Origin of the sequence: Tenacibaculum sp. 190524A02b (assembly GCF_964036645.1) — a bacterium.
Taxonomy (GTDB): domain Bacteria; phylum Bacteroidota; class Bacteroidia; order Flavobacteriales; family Flavobacteriaceae; genus Polaribacter; species Polaribacter vairaonense.
On record NZ_OZ038525.1, the window covers coordinates 4,666,423 to 4,688,251 of the forward strand.

The window sequence follows — 21,829 nt, forward strand, 5'->3', positions numbered from 1 at the left end:
ATAAAAGTGCTGATTTTAAACCTAAAAGATTATATTCGTGCCAATTTTAAAAATATTTATTATGAAAAAAAATGTACTATCAATAGTATTTGTTTTGTTTGTAGCTTTGTCAATTAATGCTCAAAAGTATGAGTATAAAATTGTAACAAGTGTAGAGTCAATTATACCAAATGGTTTAGGGAGATCTAGACTTTTATCATCAAACGAAGCAAGAAACTATAAGGATTTTACATCTTCAAGAACTGAAGAAAATGACAAAAGAAACAAGTCTAGTAGGTCAGAAATTAGAGTAAAAAACTTTGATGAAACAAAATTATTAAACTTCTTTAACTTAGGGGGAATCAGGTTTCAAAACATTGTAGCTAATGATGCTGTTATTACTTCAAAAATTAATACTATGATTGAAGAAGGATGGGATTTAGCTTTTGTAAATAGTGGAACTGAAAGTTATGGAGGTAAAGGAGATAAAAATGGAATTTTTATAACTCGTTTTATCTTTAGAAGATTAAAAAAATAATTAATTTTTTTTATATAAAAAGGGTCGTTTAAATTTAATTAAACGACCCTTTTTTAGTTGTGTGTTGTTGTTGAAAGCTTTAAAATTACCCTTTGATAATTTTTTCTTGGTGGTTAATACTCTCTTGGTGAATAGCTTTAAACATTTTTAAAACAAATTCTTCGCTTAAACCTCTAGACTCACCTTCTAAAATCATGTTTCCTAATATTTCATTCCAACGTTTAGATTGTAATACGGCAACATTTTTCTCTTTTTTAAGCTCTCCAATTTTGTCAGCTATTTTCATTCTCTTCCCTAAAGTATCTATTAACTGACTATCTGCAACATTAATTTGAGCTCTTAAATTATCTAGGTTTTCTTTATAAGTTTCATCTGTGGTAGTTTCTTTTCTAACTCTAAGATTTTCCATTATTTGTTTTAAGCTATCAGGAGTAACTTGTTGAGCTGCATCACTCCATGCATTATCAGGGTCATTGTGTGTTTCAATCATTAAACCATCAAAATTTAAATCTAAAGCAGTTTGAGAAACATCAAAAACCATGTCTCTTTTTCCTGTAATGTGTGAAGGGTCACAAATTAATGGTAGGTCAGGAAATCTGTTTTGGAATTCAATAGCTAACTGCCATTCAGGAATATTTCTATATTTTGATTTTTCGTAAGTAGAAAACCCTCTATGTATTGCTCCTAAATTTTTAATGCCTGCTGAATATAACCTTTCAATTCCTCCTAACCATAAAGCTAAATCTGGATTTACAGGGTTTTTAACTAAAACGGTTTTGTCAGTTCCTTTTAAAGCTTCTGCAATTTCTTGCATTATAAATGGGCTAACTGTTGAACGAGCTCCAATCCAAAGTAAATCAATATCATGTTCTAAGGCAAGGTCAACGTGAGCAGAGTTAGCTACTTCGGTACAAGTTTTCATTCCTGTTTCCTCTTTTACTTTTTGAAGCCATTTTAAACCTAAAGCGCCTACACCTTCAAAGTTTCCTGGTCTAGTTCTAGGTTTCCAAATACCAGCTCTGAAATAGTTTACATCTGAGTCTTTTAATTGGTGAGCAATAGTTAATACTTGCTCTTCTGTTTCAGCGCTACAAGGTCCTGCAATTACTAATGGATGCGGAAGCTCCATGTTGTTAAGCCATGTTCTTAGTTGTTTTGAATTCTCCATGTTTTTTGGTTGTTATATAGGTTTTTTATTGTATTCCGTTTAAAATTTGTTTGATATGATTGGTGTTTTCCATTTCTTGATAAATCTCTTGGAAATTATCTTGTAACATCAACTCTTTAAATTGTTGTAGATTGTTTATGTATTCGTCTAAGGTTTCTATAACGTTAGTCTTATTTTGTTGAAAAATAGGCGTCCACATTGCTGGAGAGCTTTTTGCTAATCTAACAGTAGAGGCAAAACCACTACCAGCCATATCAAAAATATCTCGCTCATTTTTTTCTTTCTCAATAACAGTTTTTCCTAGCATAAATGAACTTATGTGTGACAAGTGAGAAACATAAGCTATATGTTTGTCATGTGATTTTGGGTCCATGTATCGAATTCTCATGCCAATTTTTGAAAAAATAGTTAAAGCTTTCTCTTGTAATTTAAAAGCCGTTTTTTCAACTTCACAAATAATGTTTGTTTTACCTCTATATAAATTCTTTAATGCAGCTTTAGGACCTGAAAATTCTGTTCCAGCAATTGGGTGTGTAGCTAAAAAGTTTCTTCTTTTAGGGTTATTTTTAACTATTTCACAGATATCTTCTTTGGTAGAACCAACATCTAATACTAAGGTATTATCATCAATAATTTCAAGTACTTTAGTTATTAGTTTTAAAGAAACGTCAACAGGAACAGATATAATTACTACTTCAGCTTTTTCTAAATCTTTAAAAGTAGCTTTGTGTTGAATAATACCAATTTCTAAAGCTTCAAGTAGATGATTTTCATTATTATCTATTCCATAAATAGTAGCATTTTCAAATTCGGTTTGAATGTCTAATGCCAAACTACCACCAATTAATCCCAGTCCAATTACAAATACATTCATTTAAAATCGTGTTATCGCTTCCTTAATTTGTTTTTCTGAGACACATAACGAAAAGCGAATGTATCCTTCTCCTTGGCTACCAAAAATAGTACCTGGGGCTACAAAAATATTTTTATTATATAGTAGGTTATCAACTACTTTTTCTGATTCCTGACCTTTAGGAAGTTTAGCCCATACAAACATTCCTGTAGCATTTTTATCGTAGCTACAATTTAAAATATCAGCCAAGTTAAAAATAAGCTCCTGTCTTGTTTTATATATTTTGTTTTGTTCTACAAACCATTGATTGTCTAGTTCTAAAGCTTCAATAGCTCCTTTTTGGATGCCATAAAACATACCAGAATCCATTTGGGTTTTTACTTTCAAAACTTCATTTAAAAAGTTAGAAGAGCCAATGAGCTTTCCAACACGCCAACCAGCCATATTAAAAGATTTGCTTAATGAATTTAATTCTAAAGCAATGTTTTTAGCTCCTTCTACTTGTAAAATACTTAAAGGTTCTTCGTTAAGTATAAAGCTATAAGGGTTGTCATTTACTATAACAATGTGATGTTTCTTTCCAAAAGAAATTAATTTCTCATAAGTTTCTTTAACAGCTTTAGTGCCAGTAGGCATATGTGGATAGTTTACCCACATAAGCTTAACCTTACTTAAATCTAATTGTTCAAGTTCATCAAAGTTAGGCTGCCAATTGTTTTTATCGTCTAAATTATAATAAATAGGATTTGCTCCTACCAAATTAGTAACTGAACTATAGGTTGGGTAACCTGGGTTAGGAATTAAAACGTTATCACCTTCATTTAAAAAAGCTAAAGAAATATGCATAATCCCTTCTTTACTTCCCATCAAAGGAAGTACTTCACTATCTGGATTAACTGTAACATTATACTTACTTTTGTAAAAAGCAGCTACAGCATTTCTAAACTCAGGTAATCCTTGATAACTTTGGTATTTATGTGCTCCAGAATCTGTTAAGCTATTTTGAATAGCTTCAATTACAGACTTTGGAGGTTGTAAATCAGGGCTTCCAATTCCCATATTAATAATTGGTTTGCCTTCATTAGCTAACGCTCTAACTTCTTTAAGTTTTTTAGAGAAGTAGTATTCTTGTACGGTTTGTAAACGATTTGCAAAAGTTATCATAATCTTCCGTTTTTATATTCGCCTAATATTTTAAAGTTGTTTGCCATGATTTCAATAATCGATTTTGCTTTGGCAAAATCGCTATACTCATTAAAAGTAGTATCCACAAAGAAGGCATACTTCCAAGGAGTATCTATAATTGGTAATGATTGAATTTTTGTAAGGTTTAGTTTACAGTCACTCATTACATTTAGTACAGTAGCCAAGCTTCCTCTTTTATGATCTAATTCAAAACGTAAAGAAGCTTTGTTGATACTGTTTATATTGTTTTCAGGTTTTTCAGTTTGTAGTATAACAAAACGAGTTTCGTTATTTTTTATAGTTTGTATTTCATCTTCAATCACTTCTAAACCAAAAATATCAGCAGCAATTTTTGGAGCAATAGCAGCCACACCTGATAATTTTTCTTCTGAAATAGTTTTTGCTACAGCAGAAGTATCTACATCCTCAACTAATTTTATGAAAGGATGTTTTTTAAAAAACTCTTTACATTGTAATAAAGCCATTGGATGTGAGCATACCTCTCTAATATCTTCAATATTTTGATTGGGTAAAGCCATCAGGTGATGATGGATTGGTAAATAGTATTCCCCAGAAATATGTAAGTTATATTTGTCTATTAATGCATAGTTAGGGATAATTGACCCTGCAATAGTATTCTCTATTGCCATAACAGCTTCATCAGAGCTTTTTGACAATAGGCTGTCAGTTAGAATGTCAAAGGATAAACATTCATTTAGCTGAATGTTTTTCCCGTAAAAGTTCTCCGCAACTATGTGGTGATTACTTCCCTGTATTCCTTGAATGGCTATTTTTTTCATTGTTGTGCAAAAAAAAAGCCTCGATGTTATCGAGACTTTATGGTTATACTATTTTTTTGTTATTCAAAATATGTCATAAAGTCTCTGCTCTTACTAAAAAAGTAAAAGTAAAAATAGAAACCTTGCCATACATTGTTTAACATCGAATTGTGTCTTTTTATTTGTTCGGGACAAATCTTGAAAATAATTTTTAAATAACCAAACTTTTTATGTGAAAAAAAATAAAACTATTTCCAAATCTTGTGTTTTATTAAGGAAATAACATTAATTATGTTTATAATTTAACTAATACTTAGTCTTTGTTTAAAATTAATATTTAATTGATGTGATTTATTTCAAAGGTGTTAATAATGTTCTATAGAGAACTTGATGTTTATTTATTAGTTTGTTAATGTCTTAAATTGAGTAACCGATATGTCTTTTATATAATTAGTAATGTTTTGTAATTCTTTATAGTGATTTTTTAGTTCCGGTAATGGTTTTGTATAGTTAAAATGTTTATGTCTCCAAAACGTCATAGCTGCCGCTGCATATACAGTAAAAGCTTGTAAAACATTTTTTTCTAAAAGAGTCAATTCAATTTCTTTTTGGTAGCCTTTAAGAAAACATTTAGCTTTTTTAAAAATTAATTTTTCTTCTTTAGAACATAATCCTACTAACGCCATTCCTATATCAAAAACTCGATAATAATATGCAGCTTCTTCAAAATCCATAATAATAATGTCTTTCTCTTTACTTGAAATAATAATATTACTGGGGAACAAGTCACTATGTATTAATGATTTTACAGGATTGAGTTTAAGGTATGGAGTTATATAAGTTTTGATTTCTTTCAACCATATATCAAAAGAACTATTTGGGGCATATTTTGTTACTTCATTAAAATGGTTTTGTCCATAACTAATTTCATTTGGAAGGTAGTTTGGTGCGTTGATTGTATGAAGCTTTCCCATTTGTTGACCTGCTAATTCTAAAAGGTGATTGGGGAGTTCTTTAAGAACTTTCCCTTGGATAAATTTCTTTATTAAAACAGGTTTACCCTTATAAGTCCCCAATGTTTTCCCATCTATAGTGTCTACAATTTTAGAAGTAGTAAAGTTATGTTTTTCTAAGTGTTTTAAAATATTAGATAACATTAATGCCTCAGTTGCTGTTTTCTGTTCACAAATAGTCAATACGAACCTAGTATTTATAGTGTCAATGCAGTAATTAGTGTTTTCAGAACCACCTTTTAATAGTTTATATGCACTTATGTTTTGAAAACCATATTGTTGAACAATGGAACTTATAGCAGCTTTATTTAAAATTGTATACTTTGACATTTGATATATTACCTTTTATTTAAATCCCAGTTGGCCTCCATGGCGTACTGTAGTGCTTCTTCTAAATGAGAATGATCGCATATGTGTACTTTTTGACAGCGTTTTTTTGCAGTTTCAATAGAATGATGTTTTCCTTGCTTAGGTAATTCTTCTATTCCTAGCGTATTTTTAATAATATCGGGAAATTTTGATGGATGTGCAGTAGCTAAACAAATAACTTTTCCGTCTCCTAATTTTTTCTTTAATTTTTTAGCAGTAACTACAGCAACTGATCCATGAGGGTCTAATAAATAACCTTCATTTTCATAAATCTCTTTAATGGTATTAAGAGTTTCTTTATCTGAGGCGCTATAAGAAAGGAAATCTTTTTTATAAGACTCTTGAGAAATGTTATCAAACTCAACAAAACCTGTACTTTCAAATTGGTCTTTCCATGCTTTGATTTTTAAAGGGTCTTTTCCGGTGCGAAAAAATAAATGTCTCCAAAAATTCATAGGGATTAATATATCAATAGCTGATGAAGCTGTTTCGTGAATGTCTTCTTTTGAAAAAAAGCCTTGTGAAAAAATACGATGTAGACAAGCGTTTTTATTATTTGCAGCCAAAAGAGTTGTTATAGGTAATCCCATTTCTTTTGCTAATGATCCTGCACAAAGGTTTCCAAAACCACCAGAAGGAACAGACATGTGTACACGCTCTCCTATAGTATCTACAACCTGAAAATAACCATAAAAATAGTGAACAGTTTGCATCATAATACGTCCCCAGTTAATAGAGTTTACACTTGATAATTTTAATTTACCTCTAAACTCTTTTTTAGCATAAAATTTTTTTATTACAGCATCAAGGTCGTCAGCTCCGTCTTTACAGTTAGCAACGCTTACAGGATGGATATTAGAATGGGGTAGTGTTGTTATTTGTCGTTCTTGTTCTTGGGTAATTTTTCCTTGAGGGTAGAGTACCCATGCATCTAGATTAGATTTTCCTGCAGCATAATGTGCAGTAGCGGGGCCAGTATCGCCTGTTGTTGCAACTATAAGAGAAAGACGTTCATTTCGTTTTTTTAGAAAAAAGTTAACTAAATTTACCAAAAAAGCTAGTCCTACATCTTTAAATGAAATTGTAGGGCCATGGAAAAGTTCCATGATGTAGGTTTTTTCTATGGACTTTAAAGGGTGTAAGGGGATTATGTTTTCTTTTTCAAAAGTAACATATGACTCCTTCAGTAATTGTTTTAATTCAGCGCTTGAAATAATACTCCTATCTATGAAAAGCGATAAAATTTCAAAAGCTAAATCTATATAGTCTAAGCTTTTCCATTTTTGTAACTGTTGTTTAGAAATTTTTGGAAGCTCTTGAGGTACGTACAATCCTCCATCTGGAGCATATCCTGCTAGGATAGTTGTCTCAAAGTCTACAGGTTTTCCACCTCCTGTTATGCTTATGTATTTAACCATTTATATAATTTTTATAGGTAGCGGTACTTATCATAATATCTTGAACAGCTAGGCCAGTTAAGTCAGCTACAGTTATTTGTTGATTATTTGTTCTTTGTAAAGAAGGGGTTTGTATAGCGTTTCCAAGCTCAATAATATTTTCAGGTAAAATTACCCCGTCTTTTATAGCTCTAAAAATTTCACCTCTAGTTTTACTTTGAAAAATACTGTCGGAGATAATTAAATCTGCATTTTTTAATATTTCTCCTTCGAGTTCTCTTTTATTTTCAGTATCAGAACCTATTGCTGTTATGTGTGTGCCTGGTTGAATATCTTTTGTCAAAAGTAATGGAGTTTCTGAAGGTGTTGTAGTTATAATGAGGTTACAGTTTTTCGCTAGTTCAGAAGTAGTTTCAGCAATATGGATGTCAAAATCAGTATTCAATTCTTCTTTATATTTTTTAACAGCTGTTATACTTCTTCCCCAAACCCAAACAGTTTTACAAGGAGTATGTTCTTGAAGATATTGCAGTTGCAGTTTTGCTTGTATTCCTGTACCAATGATACCAATAGCATTTATATTTTTAGGGGCAAAATATTTTGCTACCAGTGCTCCAGCAGCGGCTGTTCTGATGTTGGTTAAATCTCCTCCATCTAATAGTATCGCTTTTAATTCACCTGTTTTTTGATTAAATAAAAGATTCATTCCTTGACTTGAAGATATCCCTAATTTAGAGTTTTCGTAAAAACCAGAAGCAATTTTGATACAATAAAAATCATCTTCTTTTATGTATCCATATTTAATATGTACATCACCAGGAGGGTTTTCAAAAAGTAACTCTGCTACTGGTGGAATTATAGCTTTTCCAGAACTATACTTTATAAAAGCCTCTTCCATAAGAGAAACGCTTTTTAGTTTAGGGAGGATGTTTTGAATGTCTTTCCTTTCAATAATAACTGCCATTTGTTTTTTTATTTTTTAATGTTAAAAATAAAAAACCTCCATATACTAAATCAGTTTTAAGCTGATTAAGGTATATGGAGGTTTCCATAACTGGTACCAATATTTCCCTATTTTCTTCCTTAATGATGGAAAGCATTGATATTCATCAATTAATTTATGATGAAATAATTCTGTTAAAAACAAATATAATATATTTATTTAATACCTATAATGTTAAATGGGTTTTTATAAAAAGTTAGGGAAGAGTTATTTCTGGTAAAAAAGTGATGTGTTTTTTGCTTGCAATTTTTGAGATTAAAGCTGGGAGCTTTTAGTGCTGAGTCTTTACTTATTTTTATAAACATAAAAAAGCTCTTCAATATAATATTGAAGAGCTTTTAGCGGTCTGGACGGGACTCGAACCCGCGACCCCATGCGTGACAGGCATGTATTCTAACCAGCTGAACTACCAGACCGTTGCTTAAAGCGGTTGCAAATATAAAATTACTTTTTGTATTTGCAAATATTTTTTAAAGAACTATTCTCGTTTTTTTTGAGAAAATCTTAGCGGTCTGGACGGGACTCGAACCCGCGACCCCATGCGTGACAGGCATGTATTCTAACCAGCTGAACTACCAGACCGTTGCGCTAAGCGGATGCAAATATATAACTTTTTTTTAATTAAAAAAGCAATTTTTTATAAAATTTTACGCCTGCTGATAAGATAACTGGTAAGTATATCTTTATAGCCTTTTCTAATGTTTACAGGAATGTAATCAATTTTATATTGCAAGCATTTGTTTTTTAGTTTCTTGAAGTATTCAGAGGTGAGTTCATTATATTTTTCTTGTACATTTTCGGCGTATAAATTTATTTCATCGCCAGTTTCAACATCGACAAACTTTTTTGGGGTATTGTCAAAATTAAATAAAAGTTCAAGTTCTTTATCATAAGTATGAAATAAAATTACTTCATGTTTATTATGTTTTAAGTGTCTTAAAGCGTCAAAAAGTTCATCTTCTTTTTTTGACGTTTGAAACATATCTGTAAATATAAATATAAGGGAACGCCTATGGATTTTTTCCGCAATTTCATGCAAAAACTCGTACGTTTGAGTTGAACTAGTAGACGAATTGGAAATTAATTTTTCTAGTTGTGTTAATATCATTTTTCTATGACGTTCGCTTCCTTTCTCAGGAGCATAGTATTCGTAAGTATCAGAATATACACTCAATCCTACAGCATCTCTTTGCCGTTTTAAAATTTCCATTAGGCATGCAGAAGCAATAGCAGAAAAACCAATTTTATTTAAGTTGTTGATATTTTGGTTTTTACTTGTAGGGAAATGCATGGAAGCAGAGTTGTCAATAATAATATGACATCTTAAATTAGTTTCTTCTTCGTATTTTTTGGTATATAATTTTTCTGTTTTAGCAAAAAGTTTCCAATCTATATGCCTAGTGCTTTCTCCTTTATTATAGAGCTTATGTTCTGAAAACTCTACTGAAAATCCATGAAAAGGACTTTTATGCATTCCTGTTATAAAACCTTCAACTACTTGTTTAGCTAATAACTCTAGATTTTTTATTTCGGAAGTAAGTCCATTGTTTAATTCTATCATATGCATCGAAAATAATAAAAGGTCTGGCAACTGCCAAACCTTTTATTATAAGTATTATTGTTAGCTAACAGAATTATAAAGCAGCATCAATTTTATCTGTATATGTTTTTTTAGGTGCTGCACCAACTTGCTTATCAACTACTTCTCCATTTTTAAAGATTAAAACGGTAGGGATGTTTCTTACACCGTACTTAGCAGCAAATTCTTGGTTTGCATCTACGTCTACTTTACCAACAATGGCTTTGCCTTCATATTCACTACTGATTTCATCTACAATAGGAGATACCATTCTACATGGTCCACACCAAGCTGCCCAAAAATCTACTAATACTGGTTTGTCTGAATTTAATACTACTTCTTGAAAAGAAGCATCTGTTATTTCTAATGCCATTTATGTTATATTTTATATTGAGGGTTAATTTCTCGTTTACAGTACAAAAGTAAACAAATATTTTACCATTGCAATTTTAAGAAAATTGGTTTTTATTATCAGAGCATCAATTGTTTTTATTTGAAGGAAGTTTTTTAATCTATAAATAATCTTTAAATTTGCCCTCTAAATTAATTTAGAGGAGAAATTTGTTCTGATTGCAACCTCATTAAAAAATGCTAAAGCAGTATTTAAATTACTTCTTTTTGCAGCAATCAAATCAACTTTCTTTCTGTGTAAATATTTAAAAGAAATTATTTATGTCATATTTTTTTACCTCTGAAAGTGTTTCAGAAGGGCATCCAGATAAAGTTGCAGATCAAATTTCAGATGCGTTAATAGATAACTTTTTAGCATTTGATTCAGATTCTAAAGTAGCTTGTGAAACATTGGTAACTACTGGTCAAGTAGTTTTAGCTGGTGAAGTAAAATCAAACACCTATTTAGATGTTCAGAAAATAGCACGTGATGTTATTAATAAAATAGGATATACTAAAGGCGAGTATATGTTTGATGGGAACTCATGTGGGGTTTTATCGGCTATACATGAACAATCAGATGATATTAATAGAGGAGTAGATAGAGCCAGTAAAGAGGAGCAAGGAGCAGGAGATCAAGGTATGATGTTTGGATACGCTACGAATGAAACTCAAAATTATATGCCTTTAGCATTAGATTTGTCTCATTTGATTTTGAAAGAATTGGCAGTATTGCGTAGAGAAAGTAAAGAGATTACTTATTTACGTCCAGATGCTAAAAGTCAGGTAACTATTGAATATTCTGATGATAATGTTCCGCAACGTATTGAAGCAATTGTAGTTTCTACACAGCATGATGATTTTGATGCAGATGAAGAAATGTTAGCTAAGATTAGAAAAGATATCGTAGAGATTTTAATTCCAAGGGTAAAAGCAAAATTAACCCCTGAAATTCAAGGATTATTTAATGAGGATATAAAATATCATATAAATCCAACAGGTAAATTTGTTATTGGTGGTCCTCATGGAGATACTGGATTGACTGGTAGAAAAATTATTGTGGATACCTATGGAGGAAAAGGAGCACATGGAGGCGGAGCTTTTTCAGGGAAAGATCCTAGTAAAGTAGATAGGTCTGCTGCTTATGCAACGCGCCACATAGCTAAAAATTTAGTAGCTGCTGGAGTGGCTGATGAGGTTTTAGTTCAAGTTTCTTATGCTATTGGTGTAGTAGAACCAATGGGGATTTTTGTAGATACGTATGGTACCGCTAAAGTTGATTTAACTGATGGAGAAATAGCTCAAAAAGTTTCTGAAGTTTTTGATATGCGTCCACATGCTATAGAGGAACGTTTAAAATTAAGAACTCCAATGTATAGCGAAACAGCAGCTTATGGGCACATGGGGCGTGTAAATGAAGTAGTTTCTAAAACATTTACACAACCTAATGGAGAACAAAAAACAATGGATGTAGAGTTGTTTACTTGGGAAAAGTTAGATTATGTAGCTAAAGTTAAAGAAGCATTTCAATTGTAAGTAGCCAAAGAATTATATATATGCTAAAACCTCGGAGATTATCCGAGGTTTTTTTAGTTGTTGATTTTAATTTGTATTAGTTTACTCGCCAAGGCGGATTTTTTCTATTTTCACCAGCTGTAAATAAAATTAATTTATTTCCATCTGGATCTATTAAATGAGCTTCACGCCACAACCAATTTTGGTCAGTTGGAAGTAAAGTAAATTGAATTCCTTTTCCTTGTAAAAGTTTTACAAGTTCATCAAGATTATCATCTTCAAAATAAACTGTAATACTACTTTCTTTAGGGAGATTTTCTGTATAGTGAATAGAAAAAGTACTCTCACCGTCTGGAAGTTCAAATCGAACGTATCTAGGACTTGCATCTACAATTAGATGCAAGCCTAGTTTTTTATAAAAATCTACAGATTTTTTAACATTGTTAGAGGGTATGGTTACTTGGTTTAAGCGCATGTTTCTCTTTTTTTATAATTTTCATTAAAATTAGAAGTGATAGCATTCCTATAAAAGAAAGCCCAATCATAACCGTCCAAGTATTATTAAAGCCCATTCCATCTACCATTTGTAATCCAAGGTTATGCCCGAATATATGTGAAATAGAAAAAGCAATACTATAAAAGGCCATGTACTCTCCTTGTTTTCCTTTTTTAGCACGTTCCATTACAAATGCATTTGAAAAAGGAAAAGCAATCATTTCTCCAATAGTCATTAATAACATCCCTATAATTAATATACCTGCCCAGCTAGTTAAGTTTAATACTAAAAAACTTAGCCCTGTTAAGAATAAACCAAAGAACATCAGTAATTCCTTAGTGTATTTACTATTTTCTAACCATTTTATTAGAGGCATTTCCAAAATAAAAATAGCAAAACCATTCATCCCCATTAATAGCCCAATTTCAAGTTCAGATAAATGGTGTCCATCTTTATAATATAGAGGCATTGTTGAAAAATATTGTAAGAATATAAAACCAAAAATAAACATGCTTACAAAGAATACCCAAAAGGCATTATCTGAAAATACAGAAATAGGGTTCTTAACTTCCACTTCATCTGTTACTTTAGATTTTTTAGGGTTTAATACATTGATTAGTAGAAAGGTTGCTAGTATACAGGTAACGCCATCTACCCAAAATAAACCACTATAGCCTATTGAAGAAATAATTATTCCACCTACTGCAGGACCCGCTGTAAAACCTAGATTAATAGCTAAACGTATTAGGGTTACAGAACGTGTTTTGTTTTCAGGTTTACTATAGGCACTTAATGCAACAAACATAGCGGGTCTAAAAGTATCTGCAACAAGCATTACTAAAAATATACCTATACAGAAACCTATAAAACTGGTTACAAATTGCAAAGCAATGAATAGCAATCCAGTTAAGAATAAACTAGCCTTCATGACTTTGTAGTAACCAATTTTGTCTGTTAACTTTCCTCCAGCAAAAGATCCAAAAACAGAGCCTAAGCCAAAACAAGTCATAATCCAACCTACATCTTTTAAGGTAAAATCTAAATTTTTAGTTAAATACAAGGATAAGAAAGGTACTACCATAGTACCAGCTCTGTTGATTAATGTAATTAAAGATAACCACCAAACTTCATTTGAGAGTCCTTTAAAAGTGTCTAAATAATTTAAATAGAGTTTTTTCATAGTGCTAAAATTTAGTTATTTATTGATGTTTGTAAAATTAAAAAGTCCGACTGTTAAGTCGGACTTTTTGTAATAGATATGATTTATTTTTATATAATCATAATACATAAAAAGCCCGCTGTTTACCATCTCTTAAGACAGTTGACCAACATTGCTTATATGTATTAAAAATTGTCATTTTATTATTTTGTGCTTTTTTCGCTCCTCAAAACTATGAAAAAAATAAATATGTTTACCAAAAAATAAATATATATTAGTTTTTTATATTGATTTTAAATAATATGAAGGTTGTTTTAGAAACAGAAAGATTGTTGTTACGTGAATTCATAATAAGTGATGCGATATCTTTTTACGAGCTTAATTCAGATAAAGAAGTAATGAAGTATACAGGTGATATTCCTTTTAAAAATGTAGAGGAGGCTCAATGTTTTTTGGAAAACTATAAAGATTATACTAAAAATGGGTTTGGGAGATGGGCAGTAATATGCAAAGATACTAATACTTTTATAGGTTGGTGCGGATTGAAAAGAAACGAGGAAAATTTAGTAGATATAGGTTTTCGTTTTTTTAAAAACTTTTGGAATAAAGGGTATGCAACTGAAGCAGCAAAAGCTTGTTTATATTATGGGTTCAATAGTTTAGGGTTGAAAGAAATTATAGGAAGAGCATCTATTGAGAATGTAGCTTCAATAAGAGTGTTAGAAAAACTTGAGATGAAACAATGGAAGAAAGGAATTTTTGAAGGAGTAGATAAAGCAGTTTATTATATTATTGATAAAAGCTCATCTATTAATAACTACAGTTAATTGATTTTAAAAGAATATTAGTAACCACTCATCGACACTAAATTACATTTTATCTTATATTGAAAATTAAACTTGAAAAGCGGTTGTATCTTTGTAGTGTAAATGAAACATAAAGTAAATCTCGCCGAACAGATAGAGGTCCCTAAAAAGAAACATTTGCAGAATGACAACTTTACTAACAAAGTAAAAATATAAAATAAAGTAACTAAGCATGCTTTCTTATTGAAACTAATAAAGTAAGAATATCTTACTCTTATAATCGAGAATCGCTAAACCTACATTACATAACAATTTCATACAAAATTGGCTTACTTGGGGTAGCATCATTTTCAAAAGGTGCTACCATCAAGTTTAAAAAGTACGTTCCGTCTTTAACTTCATTATTAACATAGATAAATTCTGTAATGGTTGCATCAAACCTTATTTTGCCACCTGTGTTCCAAAAAGCGTTATGGGCTAACAATTTTCCTTCGTCTTTCTCTTTGTCAACTGAAGGTAGGTCTACTAATAAGTGCTTAATTCCTTTTTCTTTTAAATAAGTAGCAGCTTCTTCTAATAAGTATGGAGGATTGGTGTTTGAGTACCTTGCTGATTTTTTTTCTTTATTATTAGGAAGTGTCCTGATAATAATAGCTTCAATATTTTTTAAATCAATTAAACGTCTTATTTGTTCTTTAGTAATTACTGCATCACTGTTTTTTAGTATCTGTGGAGTAATACTAATAACTTCAGCTAAAAAGAAAAATCGAGAAAGATTTTTGTTTACAGAATAAACTTTTTTAGTAATATGTCCTACGCATTCTGTATGAGTAATATGTGCGTGCGGATTAAAACTAATATTATTGAAGTTTACATCTGCTCCATTTGCTACACTTCCTATCCAATCGCCTAAAGAGACAGGTGTAATTTTAGGGTTGTCAATATACCAAGCATTTATATTTTGTTTAGATACATCAATAGGTATTGAAATATCTAATGGTTCAGATAAATCAATTGTATATATTTTAGACTGGTATTCAATAGTAGCTTTCATTGGGTAAAAATAACTAAATAATAAACAAGTCACTAGCTAGTCCATCTGCTAAAAACTTTCCTTTAGGGGTAGTTTTTAGCGTGTTGTTTTCAATAATTAATAATCCTTTGTCTATAAATTTTTGAGAAGATTTTAATAATTTACTACAAAAAGTTTCTCCAAATTCATTTAATATTTTTGTTAATGAAATGCCCCAGATAGTTCTGAGTCCTGTCATTAAGTATTCATTAAATTGATCTTCTTTAGTGAGTTTCTCTACCTCATTAGGAAGTGTTTCGTTTTGTAGTGCTTTAATGTATTTTGCATTATTAGCAATATTCCAACTTCTATGGGTTTGATTAAATGAATGAGCAGAAGGACCAATGCCTATGTATTTTTTGCCTAACCAATAACTCGTATTATGTTTGGAGAAGTAATCGGGTTTTCCAAAGTTTGAAATTTCATAATGGATAAAGCCATTTTTGTGTGTCTCTTTTACAAGAATGTCAAAATGTTCTTTGGCTACAGTTTCGTCAATATTTGGATATTTCCCATTTTTTATAAAAGTATCCAAAGCAGTTTTAGGTTCAACAGTCAAGGCATAGGAAGAGATATGTGTAATTCCAAAATCAAAAGCTGTTTGTAAGTTTTTTTTCCATTGTACATTGCTCATGTTAGGAATACCATAAATCAAATCAATAGTAATATTATCAAAATATTTTGTAGCATTTGTTAAGCAATTTTTTGCCTCATTAGAGTTGTGTGCTCTGTTCATGAGTTTCAGATCCTCTTCATAAAAAGATTGAATACCAATACTTAATCTATTGACAGGAGATTTAGCTAAAGCTTCAATTTTTTCTATAGATAAATCATCAGGGTTGGCTTCTAAGGTGATTTCTGGAGTTTCAGAAACAGTATAATTTGTTTTAATTATTTCTATTAACCATTCAACATCTTCAACTTTTAGTAGGCTAGGGGTGCCGCCGCCAAAATAAATAGTTTCAATTATTTCCTTTTTTAATTCATCCTTTCTTAGTATTAATTCCGTTTTTAAACTTGAAAGTACCTCATCATACTTTTTTAAAGAAGTAGAAAAATGAAAATCACAATAGTAACATGCTTTTTTACAAAAAGGAATGTGTAGATAAATGCCAGCCATTTAAGTTATCAATATTCAAAATTTAATATCTGTTTATTCTATTCTGTTTTTGTTTTGTTTAACAAAAGCTGCCCACCCTGTATAGTTTTTACCACCTACCTTAGTGCCTGAATTGTAATAATGACAAACAGCTGCGGCTAATCCATCAGTAGCGTCTAAGTTTTTAGGTAATTCTTTTAGGTTTAATAAAGACTTAAGCATTAATGCTACTTGCTCTTTACTAGAAGTTCCTTTTCCTGTGATGGCCATTTTTATTTTTTTAGGAGCATATTCAGTAACAGGAATCTGACGAGAAAGTCCAGCAGCCATTGCAACTCCTTGCGCACGACCTAATTTTAACATTGATTGCACATTTTTACCATAAAATGGAGCTTCTAAAGCTATTTCATCAGGATGATAAGTGTCTATTAATTCTAGGGTACGCTCAAAAATTAATTTTAGTTTTAAGTAATGGTCATCATATTTTTTTAACAATAGTTCATTCATTTGAATGAACTCCATTTTTTTACCAATAACCTTAATAATACCAAACCCCATAATGGAAGTTCCTGGATCTATGCCTAATATGATTTTTTCTGTCTTCAAATTTTTGTACTTTGTACTAACGCAAAACTAATCAAATATATAGTTATATGAGTGTTTTCGGGTTAAGAACTTCCAATCCTGCATTTACAAGTTACTTTTGGAAAAAACAATACAGTTACTCAAAAGCTAAAATGACATTAAGTGGCATTATATTTAAAAGCTTAGTAATGTTAATACTTGTTTGTTGTGCGGCTTTTTATACTTGGCATTTGTATTTTAGCGGAGTTATCGTAAAGTGGTATACTTCTATAGGGGCTTTAATAGCGGTGTTTTGTAGTGTCTATATTTCTTATAGGTATAGATCTGCAAAATTCTTATTACCTATTTATGCTTTAGCTAAAGGCTTTTTTTTAGGGGGTATCAGTGCTTATGCGCATAAACGATTTCCTAACTTACCATTTCAAGCTATTGGTGTAACATTACTTACTTTTTTTGTAATGTTATTGTTGTATAAATGGCGATTAATAAAAGTAACTAGAGAGTTTAGATCCATTATTATTTCTGCATCTGTAACTATTTTTATGTTATATTTTATAAGTTGGATTTTATGGTTGTTAGAAATTAATATGCCTTTTTTATGGGGAAGTTCATGGTATGCTATTGTATTTAATGTGATAACAGCTATTGTGGCGTCTTTAAGTTTACTGCTAGATTTTGATTATATAGACAGGTATATTGGTAGGGCTTCAAAAGAAAGGGAATGGATAGCAACATGGGGGTTTTTAATAACCTTAATTTGGTTATACGTTGAGGTTTTGCGCTTATTAAAAAAACTAGCAATACGATGAAAGAAAACTTTATTCCTTAATATCTGGTTCTTATGCTTCATATATTGTGCTTTAGCGTCTTTTTAAATAATTTATTGTAAAATTTGAGTCTCTTTGTAGTAAAATAAAGAGTGCAATAACCACTTTGATTAAATAGATGACTCAATGAATAATATAAATGTATTTATTATTGAGGATACCCCCGCAGAAAGTAATCGATTAGTGAGTTTTTTAGAAGCCAATGGATATTATATAACAGGAGTAGCCAGAAGTTTTAAAGAAGCTATTGCAGTATACAACAAGGTAAAAGTTGATATTGTTATTATAGATGTTTTTCTCAACGGTACCCCAGATGGAATTTCTTTTGCAGAGATGCTACATGCTAATTTAGAAGAAGCAAAACCTTTTGTTTTTTTAACTAATTCAGTAGATAAAGAGGTGTTTATGAGGGCTAAGCTAACGCATCCCTATAGTTATTTGATGAAACCTTTTAATGAATTGGAGATATTATATGCTATTGAAATGGCGGTGTCTAAATTTTATACACCCAATAACGATTTTTTAAAAGGAACTAATGATACAATAATAAGTAAAGAGTATCTATTTGTTAAGAAAGGAAAGAGTTTAAAAAAAGTTGATATAGAATCTATAGTTTATATAGAGGTAGAAGAAAAATATTGTAATATTATAACAGAAAAAGAAAAGTTTGTAGTGTTAATATCATTAAAAAAAATTCTGCATATTTTAGATAAAACACTTTTTTATAGAACCCATAGGAACTTTATTATAAATATAGATAAAGTAGAAGAAATTGTACTGTCAGATAACCTTATTATTTTATCAGGAAATTATAAAGTGACTTTAAGTGATAAATATAAGGGAATTGTAAAACAAGTAAGAACACTTAAATGAATTTTATAAGTAGTTGGTTTAGTCACTAAAAGCGGAGTGCTTTTGATAATATCTATTGTACCCATTTTTTTTGGGAGAAACTTTTCGTGTACACCAACTGTACACGTTTTTTTTGGCGGAAATTTTTCGTGTACAAAAAAATATTAACGTAATATGAGATAAGGGATGCATAAAAAGAAGGGCAGTTTTTTTGAAAAATAACTGTCCTTCTTTTTAGAGGGGGAATTGCTAGTAGGTTGATTTGAAGTTGAACTTGTTTTGTAGTTAGAAAACTAAAAGTTTTAATTCTAAGGTTTTATTGGCACCACTAAAAGGTATAATATCCCGAGGTAGTTTACTTTACTTCAACTGAAGTGAATTTAAATGAATTTCCATCAAATAATCCTTTATCTGATAATTTTAAAGAGGGGATTACTAATAAAGCCATAAATGATAATGTCATATAAGGAGCCCTTAAAGTACTGCCCATTTTTTTAGCCAAAGTGTCAAGTTCAGCATACGCTTTACCTATTTCACTAGCAGGTTTGTCACTCATAATACCGGCTACAGGAAGTGGAACAATTTTTTCTTCATCATTAGTTAAAGCACAAATACCACCTTTATGTTTAATAAGTAAGTTTACAGCTTTGCAAATGGCTTCATCAGAGACTCCTACTGCAATAATATTATGAGAATCATGACCAACAGAGCTTGCAATAGCACCTTCTTTTAAGCCAAAATTTTTGATAAATGCAATAGAGGGATCTGAGTTTTGATATCTATTCACCACTGTCATTTTCAAGATATCGTTATCTGTGTCAGAAACTAAATTTCCGTTTTTGATTAATGAATTAGCTTCAATTTGATTGGTTACTAATTCACCGTCTAGTGCTTCAATAACCTTTATTTTTTCAGAAGAAGAATGGAATTTAAAATCTTCAATATTTTTCTTTTCAGTATTAAAGTTATTTAGTATTTCAAAAGCAACAGAAGGAACAATGGATTGTCCGTTATTAGCTACTAATTTACCATTAATATAGGTTTGTAGTACATTGAATTTTTCTAAATCTTCAACTATAATGAAGTCAGCATAATCTCCTATGTTTAAAAGTCCCACATCAAGATTATAATGTTTAACTGGGTTAATACATGCAGTTTGAAGTACTTTAAAAATGTCGAACCCTTTATTGATAGCTCTTTCACAAAGTTGATTAATGTGCCCAAGTAATAAATCATCGGGATGTTTATCGTCTGAACAAAACATTATATTGTTGTAATGTTCGGGTAATAAATCAATCAAAGCATCAAAGTTTTTAGCGGCACTCCCTTCTCTAATAATAACTTTCATGCCTTTTTGTAACTTTTCTAAAGCTTCCTCATAGGTAAAACATTCATGATCAGTATAAATTCCAGCATTAATATACTTAGATAGATCGTCTCCTCTAAGACCAGGGGCGTGACCATCAATAGGTTTGTTGAAATGCTTAGCCCATTCAATTTTCTTATGTACCTCTTCGTCATTATAAATTACTCCAGGATAGTTCATCATTTCTGCCAAATACTTAATATCTGGATTTTGGAGCATCTTTTTGATATCCTCAGAATCAATCATGGCTCCTGCGCTTTCAAAAGAAGTAGCTGGTACGCAAGAAGGTGCACCAAAATTAAATTTAAGAGGAACTTGATTGCCATTTTCTATCATAAAATCAACACCTTTTACACCTAGTACATTGGCAATTTCATGAGGATCAGATACTGTTGCTATTGTTCCATGGGTTAAAGCTATTTTGGCAAATTCTGATGGTACTAGCATGGAACTTTCAATATGAATATGAGCATCTACAAAGCCAGGTAAAATGTAGGTTTCTATAGTGTGATTTACTTCTCTTATATTAACAATCGTATTATTTTCTATAGTGATTTCCCCTTTGAAAATTTTTTTATTTGGAATGTCTACAATTTTTCCTTGTATGGTCATGGTGTAAATTTTTAGCTAAAGTAGTTTTTAATTTTAGTAAAATAGTAATGTTGAGGTGTGAAATCCAAAAGCCCGCTCATTGAGCGGGCTTTTGTTAATCAACTAATTCAAATAATTTACACAATGAAAACAAAACTTGTTGTTTTACAGAATTTATGTTTTCAAATTCTGTGCCAAAATTAGTTATATTAAAACCAATATTATTTGAATTTTATTTATTTTACAATTATTTAACTTTAAAGTGTTAAAATGTTAAATAAAATATAATGAATTGTTAGTTTAACTTGCGTGCTTATGTGCTTTGTATGAAGAACGTACTAAAGCTCCACTTTCTACGTACATAAAGCCCATTTCTAATCCAAGAGTTTCATACTTTTTAAACTGATCTGGTGTTATAAATTGTTTAACAGGTAAATGTTTCTTAGTAGGTTGTAAGTACTGGCCTATCGTTATAATGTCTAATCCAACACCTCGAAGATCTTTCATGGTTTGGATTACTTCTTCTTCGGTTTCTCCTAAACCAAGCATAATACCAGATTTGGTACGCATACCATTATCTTTTAAATATTTTAAAACACCAAGGCTTCTATCATATTTAGCTTGAATACGAACTTCACGAGTAAGTCTACGTACAGTTTCCATATTGTGAGAGACTACTTCAGGATGTACTTCAATAATTCTGTCAATTAACTTTTCGTTTCCTTGAAAGTCTGGAATTAAAGTTTCTAGAGTAGTATTCGGGTTGGCTCTTCTAATAGCATCAACAGTTTCTCCCCAAATAATAGACCCACCGTCTTTTAAGTCATCTCTATCTACAGAGGTAATAACGGCATGTTTAATTTTCATTAACTTAATCGATCTAGCTACTTTTTCTGGCTCATCCCATTCCACTGTTTCTGGTCTTCCAGTTTTAACACCACAAAAACCACAAGAACGTGTACATACATTTCCTAATATCATAAAAGTAGCAGTACCTTCACCCCAACATTCTCCCATGTTTGGACAACTACCACTAGTACAAATTGTGTTTAATTTGTATTTATCTACTAGTCCACGTAACTCTGTGTATTTTTTTCCTACTGGTAGTTTAACGCGCAACCACTTTGGTTTCTTTGCTCTTTCCGGTAGTTTAACAGGCTCCTTAGTCATTCTTTTACGTTATTATGAACTGCAAAGTTACAAATAAA

General features: G+C 30.8%; 21 protein-coding genes and 2 tRNA genes. 5 read left to right on the plus strand and 18 right to left on the minus strand.

What is annotated here, in order from left to right; translation table 11 throughout:
- Nucleotides 1-61 precede the first annotated feature (61 nt).
- Complete coding sequence (locus ABNT65_RS18970) at nucleotides 62-517, plus strand: hypothetical protein (protein ID WP_348707222.1); 456 nt, start codon at nucleotides 62-64, stop codon at nucleotides 515-517.
- A gap of 85 nt (nucleotides 518-602) precedes the next feature.
- Here the strand turns inward: ABNT65_RS18970 and ABNT65_RS18975 are convergent, their stop codons facing one another.
- The 11 genes from ABNT65_RS18975 to trxA all read right to left on the minus strand — a co-directional run bounded on the left by ABNT65_RS18975 (nucleotide 603) and on the right by trxA (nucleotide 10,236).
- On the minus strand, nucleotides 603-1,685 hold the full coding sequence (locus tag ABNT65_RS18975) for a bifunctional 3-deoxy-7-phosphoheptulonate synthase/chorismate mutase type II (protein WP_348707223.1): 1,083 nt from the start codon (nucleotides 1,683-1,685) through the stop codon (nucleotides 603-605).
- A 25-nt stretch (nucleotides 1,686-1,710) separates the two neighbouring features.
- Nucleotides 1,711-2,559 (minus strand): prephenate dehydrogenase, encoded by an 849-nt coding sequence (locus ABNT65_RS18980; RefSeq protein WP_348707224.1) that lies wholly within the window; start codon nucleotides 2,557-2,559, stop codon nucleotides 1,711-1,713.
- The gene (locus ABNT65_RS18985; protein WP_348707225.1) at nucleotides 2,560-3,702 is read right to left on the minus strand and encodes a pyridoxal phosphate-dependent aminotransferase; all 1,143 of its coding nucleotides are present in this window, start codon (nucleotides 3,700-3,702) and stop codon (nucleotides 2,560-2,562) included.
- Nucleotides 3,699-4,523, minus strand: coding sequence for a prephenate dehydratase (locus ABNT65_RS18990; RefSeq protein ID WP_348707226.1), 825 nt, complete (start codon nucleotides 4,521-4,523; stop codon nucleotides 3,699-3,701). The genes ABNT65_RS18985 and ABNT65_RS18990 overlap by 4 nt, the downstream gene beginning before the upstream one ends.
- 380 nt (nucleotides 4,524-4,903) lie before the next feature.
- Nucleotides 4,904-5,845, minus strand: coding sequence for a phosphotransferase (locus ABNT65_RS18995; protein WP_348707227.1), 942 nt, complete (start codon nucleotides 5,843-5,845; stop codon nucleotides 4,904-4,906).
- Between the two features lie 8 nt (nucleotides 5,846-5,853).
- Entirely contained in the window at nucleotides 5,854-7,302 is a 1,449-nt protein-coding gene (gene thrC, locus ABNT65_RS19000) for a threonine synthase (protein WP_348707228.1), read from the minus strand.
- Nucleotides 7,295-8,245, minus strand: coding sequence for a hypothetical protein (locus ABNT65_RS19005; RefSeq protein WP_348707229.1), 951 nt, complete (start codon nucleotides 8,243-8,245; stop codon nucleotides 7,295-7,297). Before ABNT65_RS19005 ends, thrC begins: the two co-directional genes overlap by 8 nt.
- 381 nt (nucleotides 8,246-8,626) lie before the next feature.
- Nucleotides 8,627-8,700: transfer RNA gene (locus ABNT65_RS19010), tRNA-Asp, on the minus strand.
- Nucleotides 8,701-8,792: 92 nt separating this feature from the next.
- Nucleotides 8,793-8,866, minus strand: a tRNA-Asp gene (locus ABNT65_RS19015).
- A 55-nt stretch (nucleotides 8,867-8,921) separates the two neighbouring features.
- Nucleotides 8,922-9,845, minus strand: coding sequence for a DUF58 domain-containing protein (locus ABNT65_RS19020; protein WP_348746580.1), 924 nt, complete (start codon nucleotides 9,843-9,845; stop codon nucleotides 8,922-8,924).
- Between the two features lie 73 nt (nucleotides 9,846-9,918).
- Nucleotides 9,919-10,236 (minus strand): thioredoxin, encoded by a 318-nt coding sequence (gene trxA, locus ABNT65_RS19025; protein ID WP_348707231.1) that lies wholly within the window; start codon nucleotides 10,234-10,236, stop codon nucleotides 9,919-9,921.
- 299 nt (nucleotides 10,237-10,535) lie between these two features.
- Between trxA and metK the strand changes: the two genes are divergently transcribed.
- The gene (metK, locus tag ABNT65_RS19030; RefSeq protein WP_348740146.1) at nucleotides 10,536-11,789 is read left to right on the plus strand and encodes a methionine adenosyltransferase; all 1,254 of its coding nucleotides are present in this window, start codon (nucleotides 10,536-10,538) and stop codon (nucleotides 11,787-11,789) included.
- Nucleotides 11,790-11,865: 76 nt separating this feature from the next.
- Here the strand turns inward: metK and ABNT65_RS19035 are convergent, their stop codons facing one another.
- Both ABNT65_RS19035 and ABNT65_RS19040 read right to left on the minus strand, forming a co-directional pair.
- Nucleotides 11,866-12,243 (minus strand): VOC family protein, encoded by a 378-nt coding sequence (locus tag ABNT65_RS19035; protein WP_348740148.1) that lies wholly within the window; start codon nucleotides 12,241-12,243, stop codon nucleotides 11,866-11,868.
- A complete protein-coding gene (locus ABNT65_RS19040) occupies nucleotides 12,212-13,444 on the minus strand; it encodes an MFS transporter (RefSeq protein ID WP_348707234.1) in 1,233 nt (410 codons plus the stop codon). Before ABNT65_RS19040 ends, ABNT65_RS19035 begins: the two co-directional genes overlap by 32 nt.
- Nucleotides 13,445-13,725: 281 nt before the next feature.
- On the opposite strand from ABNT65_RS19040, the gene ABNT65_RS19045 reads away from it, so the two are divergent.
- Nucleotides 13,726-14,250, plus strand: coding sequence for a GNAT family N-acetyltransferase (locus ABNT65_RS19045; protein ID WP_348740152.1), 525 nt, complete (start codon nucleotides 13,726-13,728; stop codon nucleotides 14,248-14,250).
- A gap of 280 nt (nucleotides 14,251-14,530) precedes the next feature.
- Here the strand turns inward: ABNT65_RS19045 and ABNT65_RS19050 are convergent, their stop codons facing one another.
- The 3 genes from ABNT65_RS19050 to ruvC are packed head-to-tail and all read right to left on the minus strand — an operon-like array spanning nucleotide 14,531 to nucleotide 17,006.
- Complete coding sequence (locus ABNT65_RS19050; protein ID WP_348746581.1) at nucleotides 14,531-15,283, minus strand: cyclase family protein; 753 nt, start codon at nucleotides 15,281-15,283, stop codon at nucleotides 14,531-14,533.
- A 13-nt stretch (nucleotides 15,284-15,296) separates the two neighbouring features.
- Nucleotides 15,297-16,421, minus strand: coding sequence for a radical SAM family heme chaperone HemW (gene hemW / locus ABNT65_RS19055; protein ID WP_348746582.1), 1,125 nt, complete (start codon nucleotides 16,419-16,421; stop codon nucleotides 15,297-15,299).
- A 33-nt stretch (nucleotides 16,422-16,454) separates the two neighbouring features.
- Complete coding sequence (gene ruvC / locus ABNT65_RS19060; RefSeq protein WP_348707238.1) at nucleotides 16,455-17,006, minus strand: crossover junction endodeoxyribonuclease RuvC; 552 nt, start codon at nucleotides 17,004-17,006, stop codon at nucleotides 16,455-16,457.
- Nucleotides 17,007-17,053: 47 nt separating this feature from the next.
- On the opposite strand from ruvC, the gene ABNT65_RS19065 reads away from it, so the two are divergent.
- Both ABNT65_RS19065 and ABNT65_RS19070 read left to right on the plus strand, forming a co-directional pair.
- On the plus strand, nucleotides 17,054-17,794 hold the full coding sequence (locus ABNT65_RS19065) for a Bax inhibitor-1/YccA family protein (protein WP_348746583.1): 741 nt from the start codon (nucleotides 17,054-17,056) through the stop codon (nucleotides 17,792-17,794).
- Nucleotides 17,795-17,938: 144 nt separating this feature from the next.
- Nucleotides 17,939-18,685, plus strand: a complete 747-nt coding sequence (locus tag ABNT65_RS19070) for a response regulator transcription factor (protein WP_348707240.1) — start codon at nucleotides 17,939-17,941, stop codon at nucleotides 18,683-18,685.
- 334 nt (nucleotides 18,686-19,019) lie between these two features.
- Here the strand turns inward: ABNT65_RS19070 and ade are convergent, their stop codons facing one another.
- Both ade and lipA read right to left on the minus strand, forming a co-directional pair.
- Complete coding sequence (gene ade, locus ABNT65_RS19075) at nucleotides 19,020-20,642, minus strand: adenine deaminase (protein ID WP_348746584.1); 1,623 nt, start codon at nucleotides 20,640-20,642, stop codon at nucleotides 19,020-19,022.
- A gap of 279 nt (nucleotides 20,643-20,921) precedes the next feature.
- Nucleotides 20,922-21,791, minus strand: coding sequence for a lipoyl synthase (gene lipA / locus ABNT65_RS19080; RefSeq protein ID WP_348746585.1), 870 nt, complete (start codon nucleotides 21,789-21,791; stop codon nucleotides 20,922-20,924).
- Between the last annotated feature and the right edge of the window lie 38 nt (nucleotides 21,792-21,829).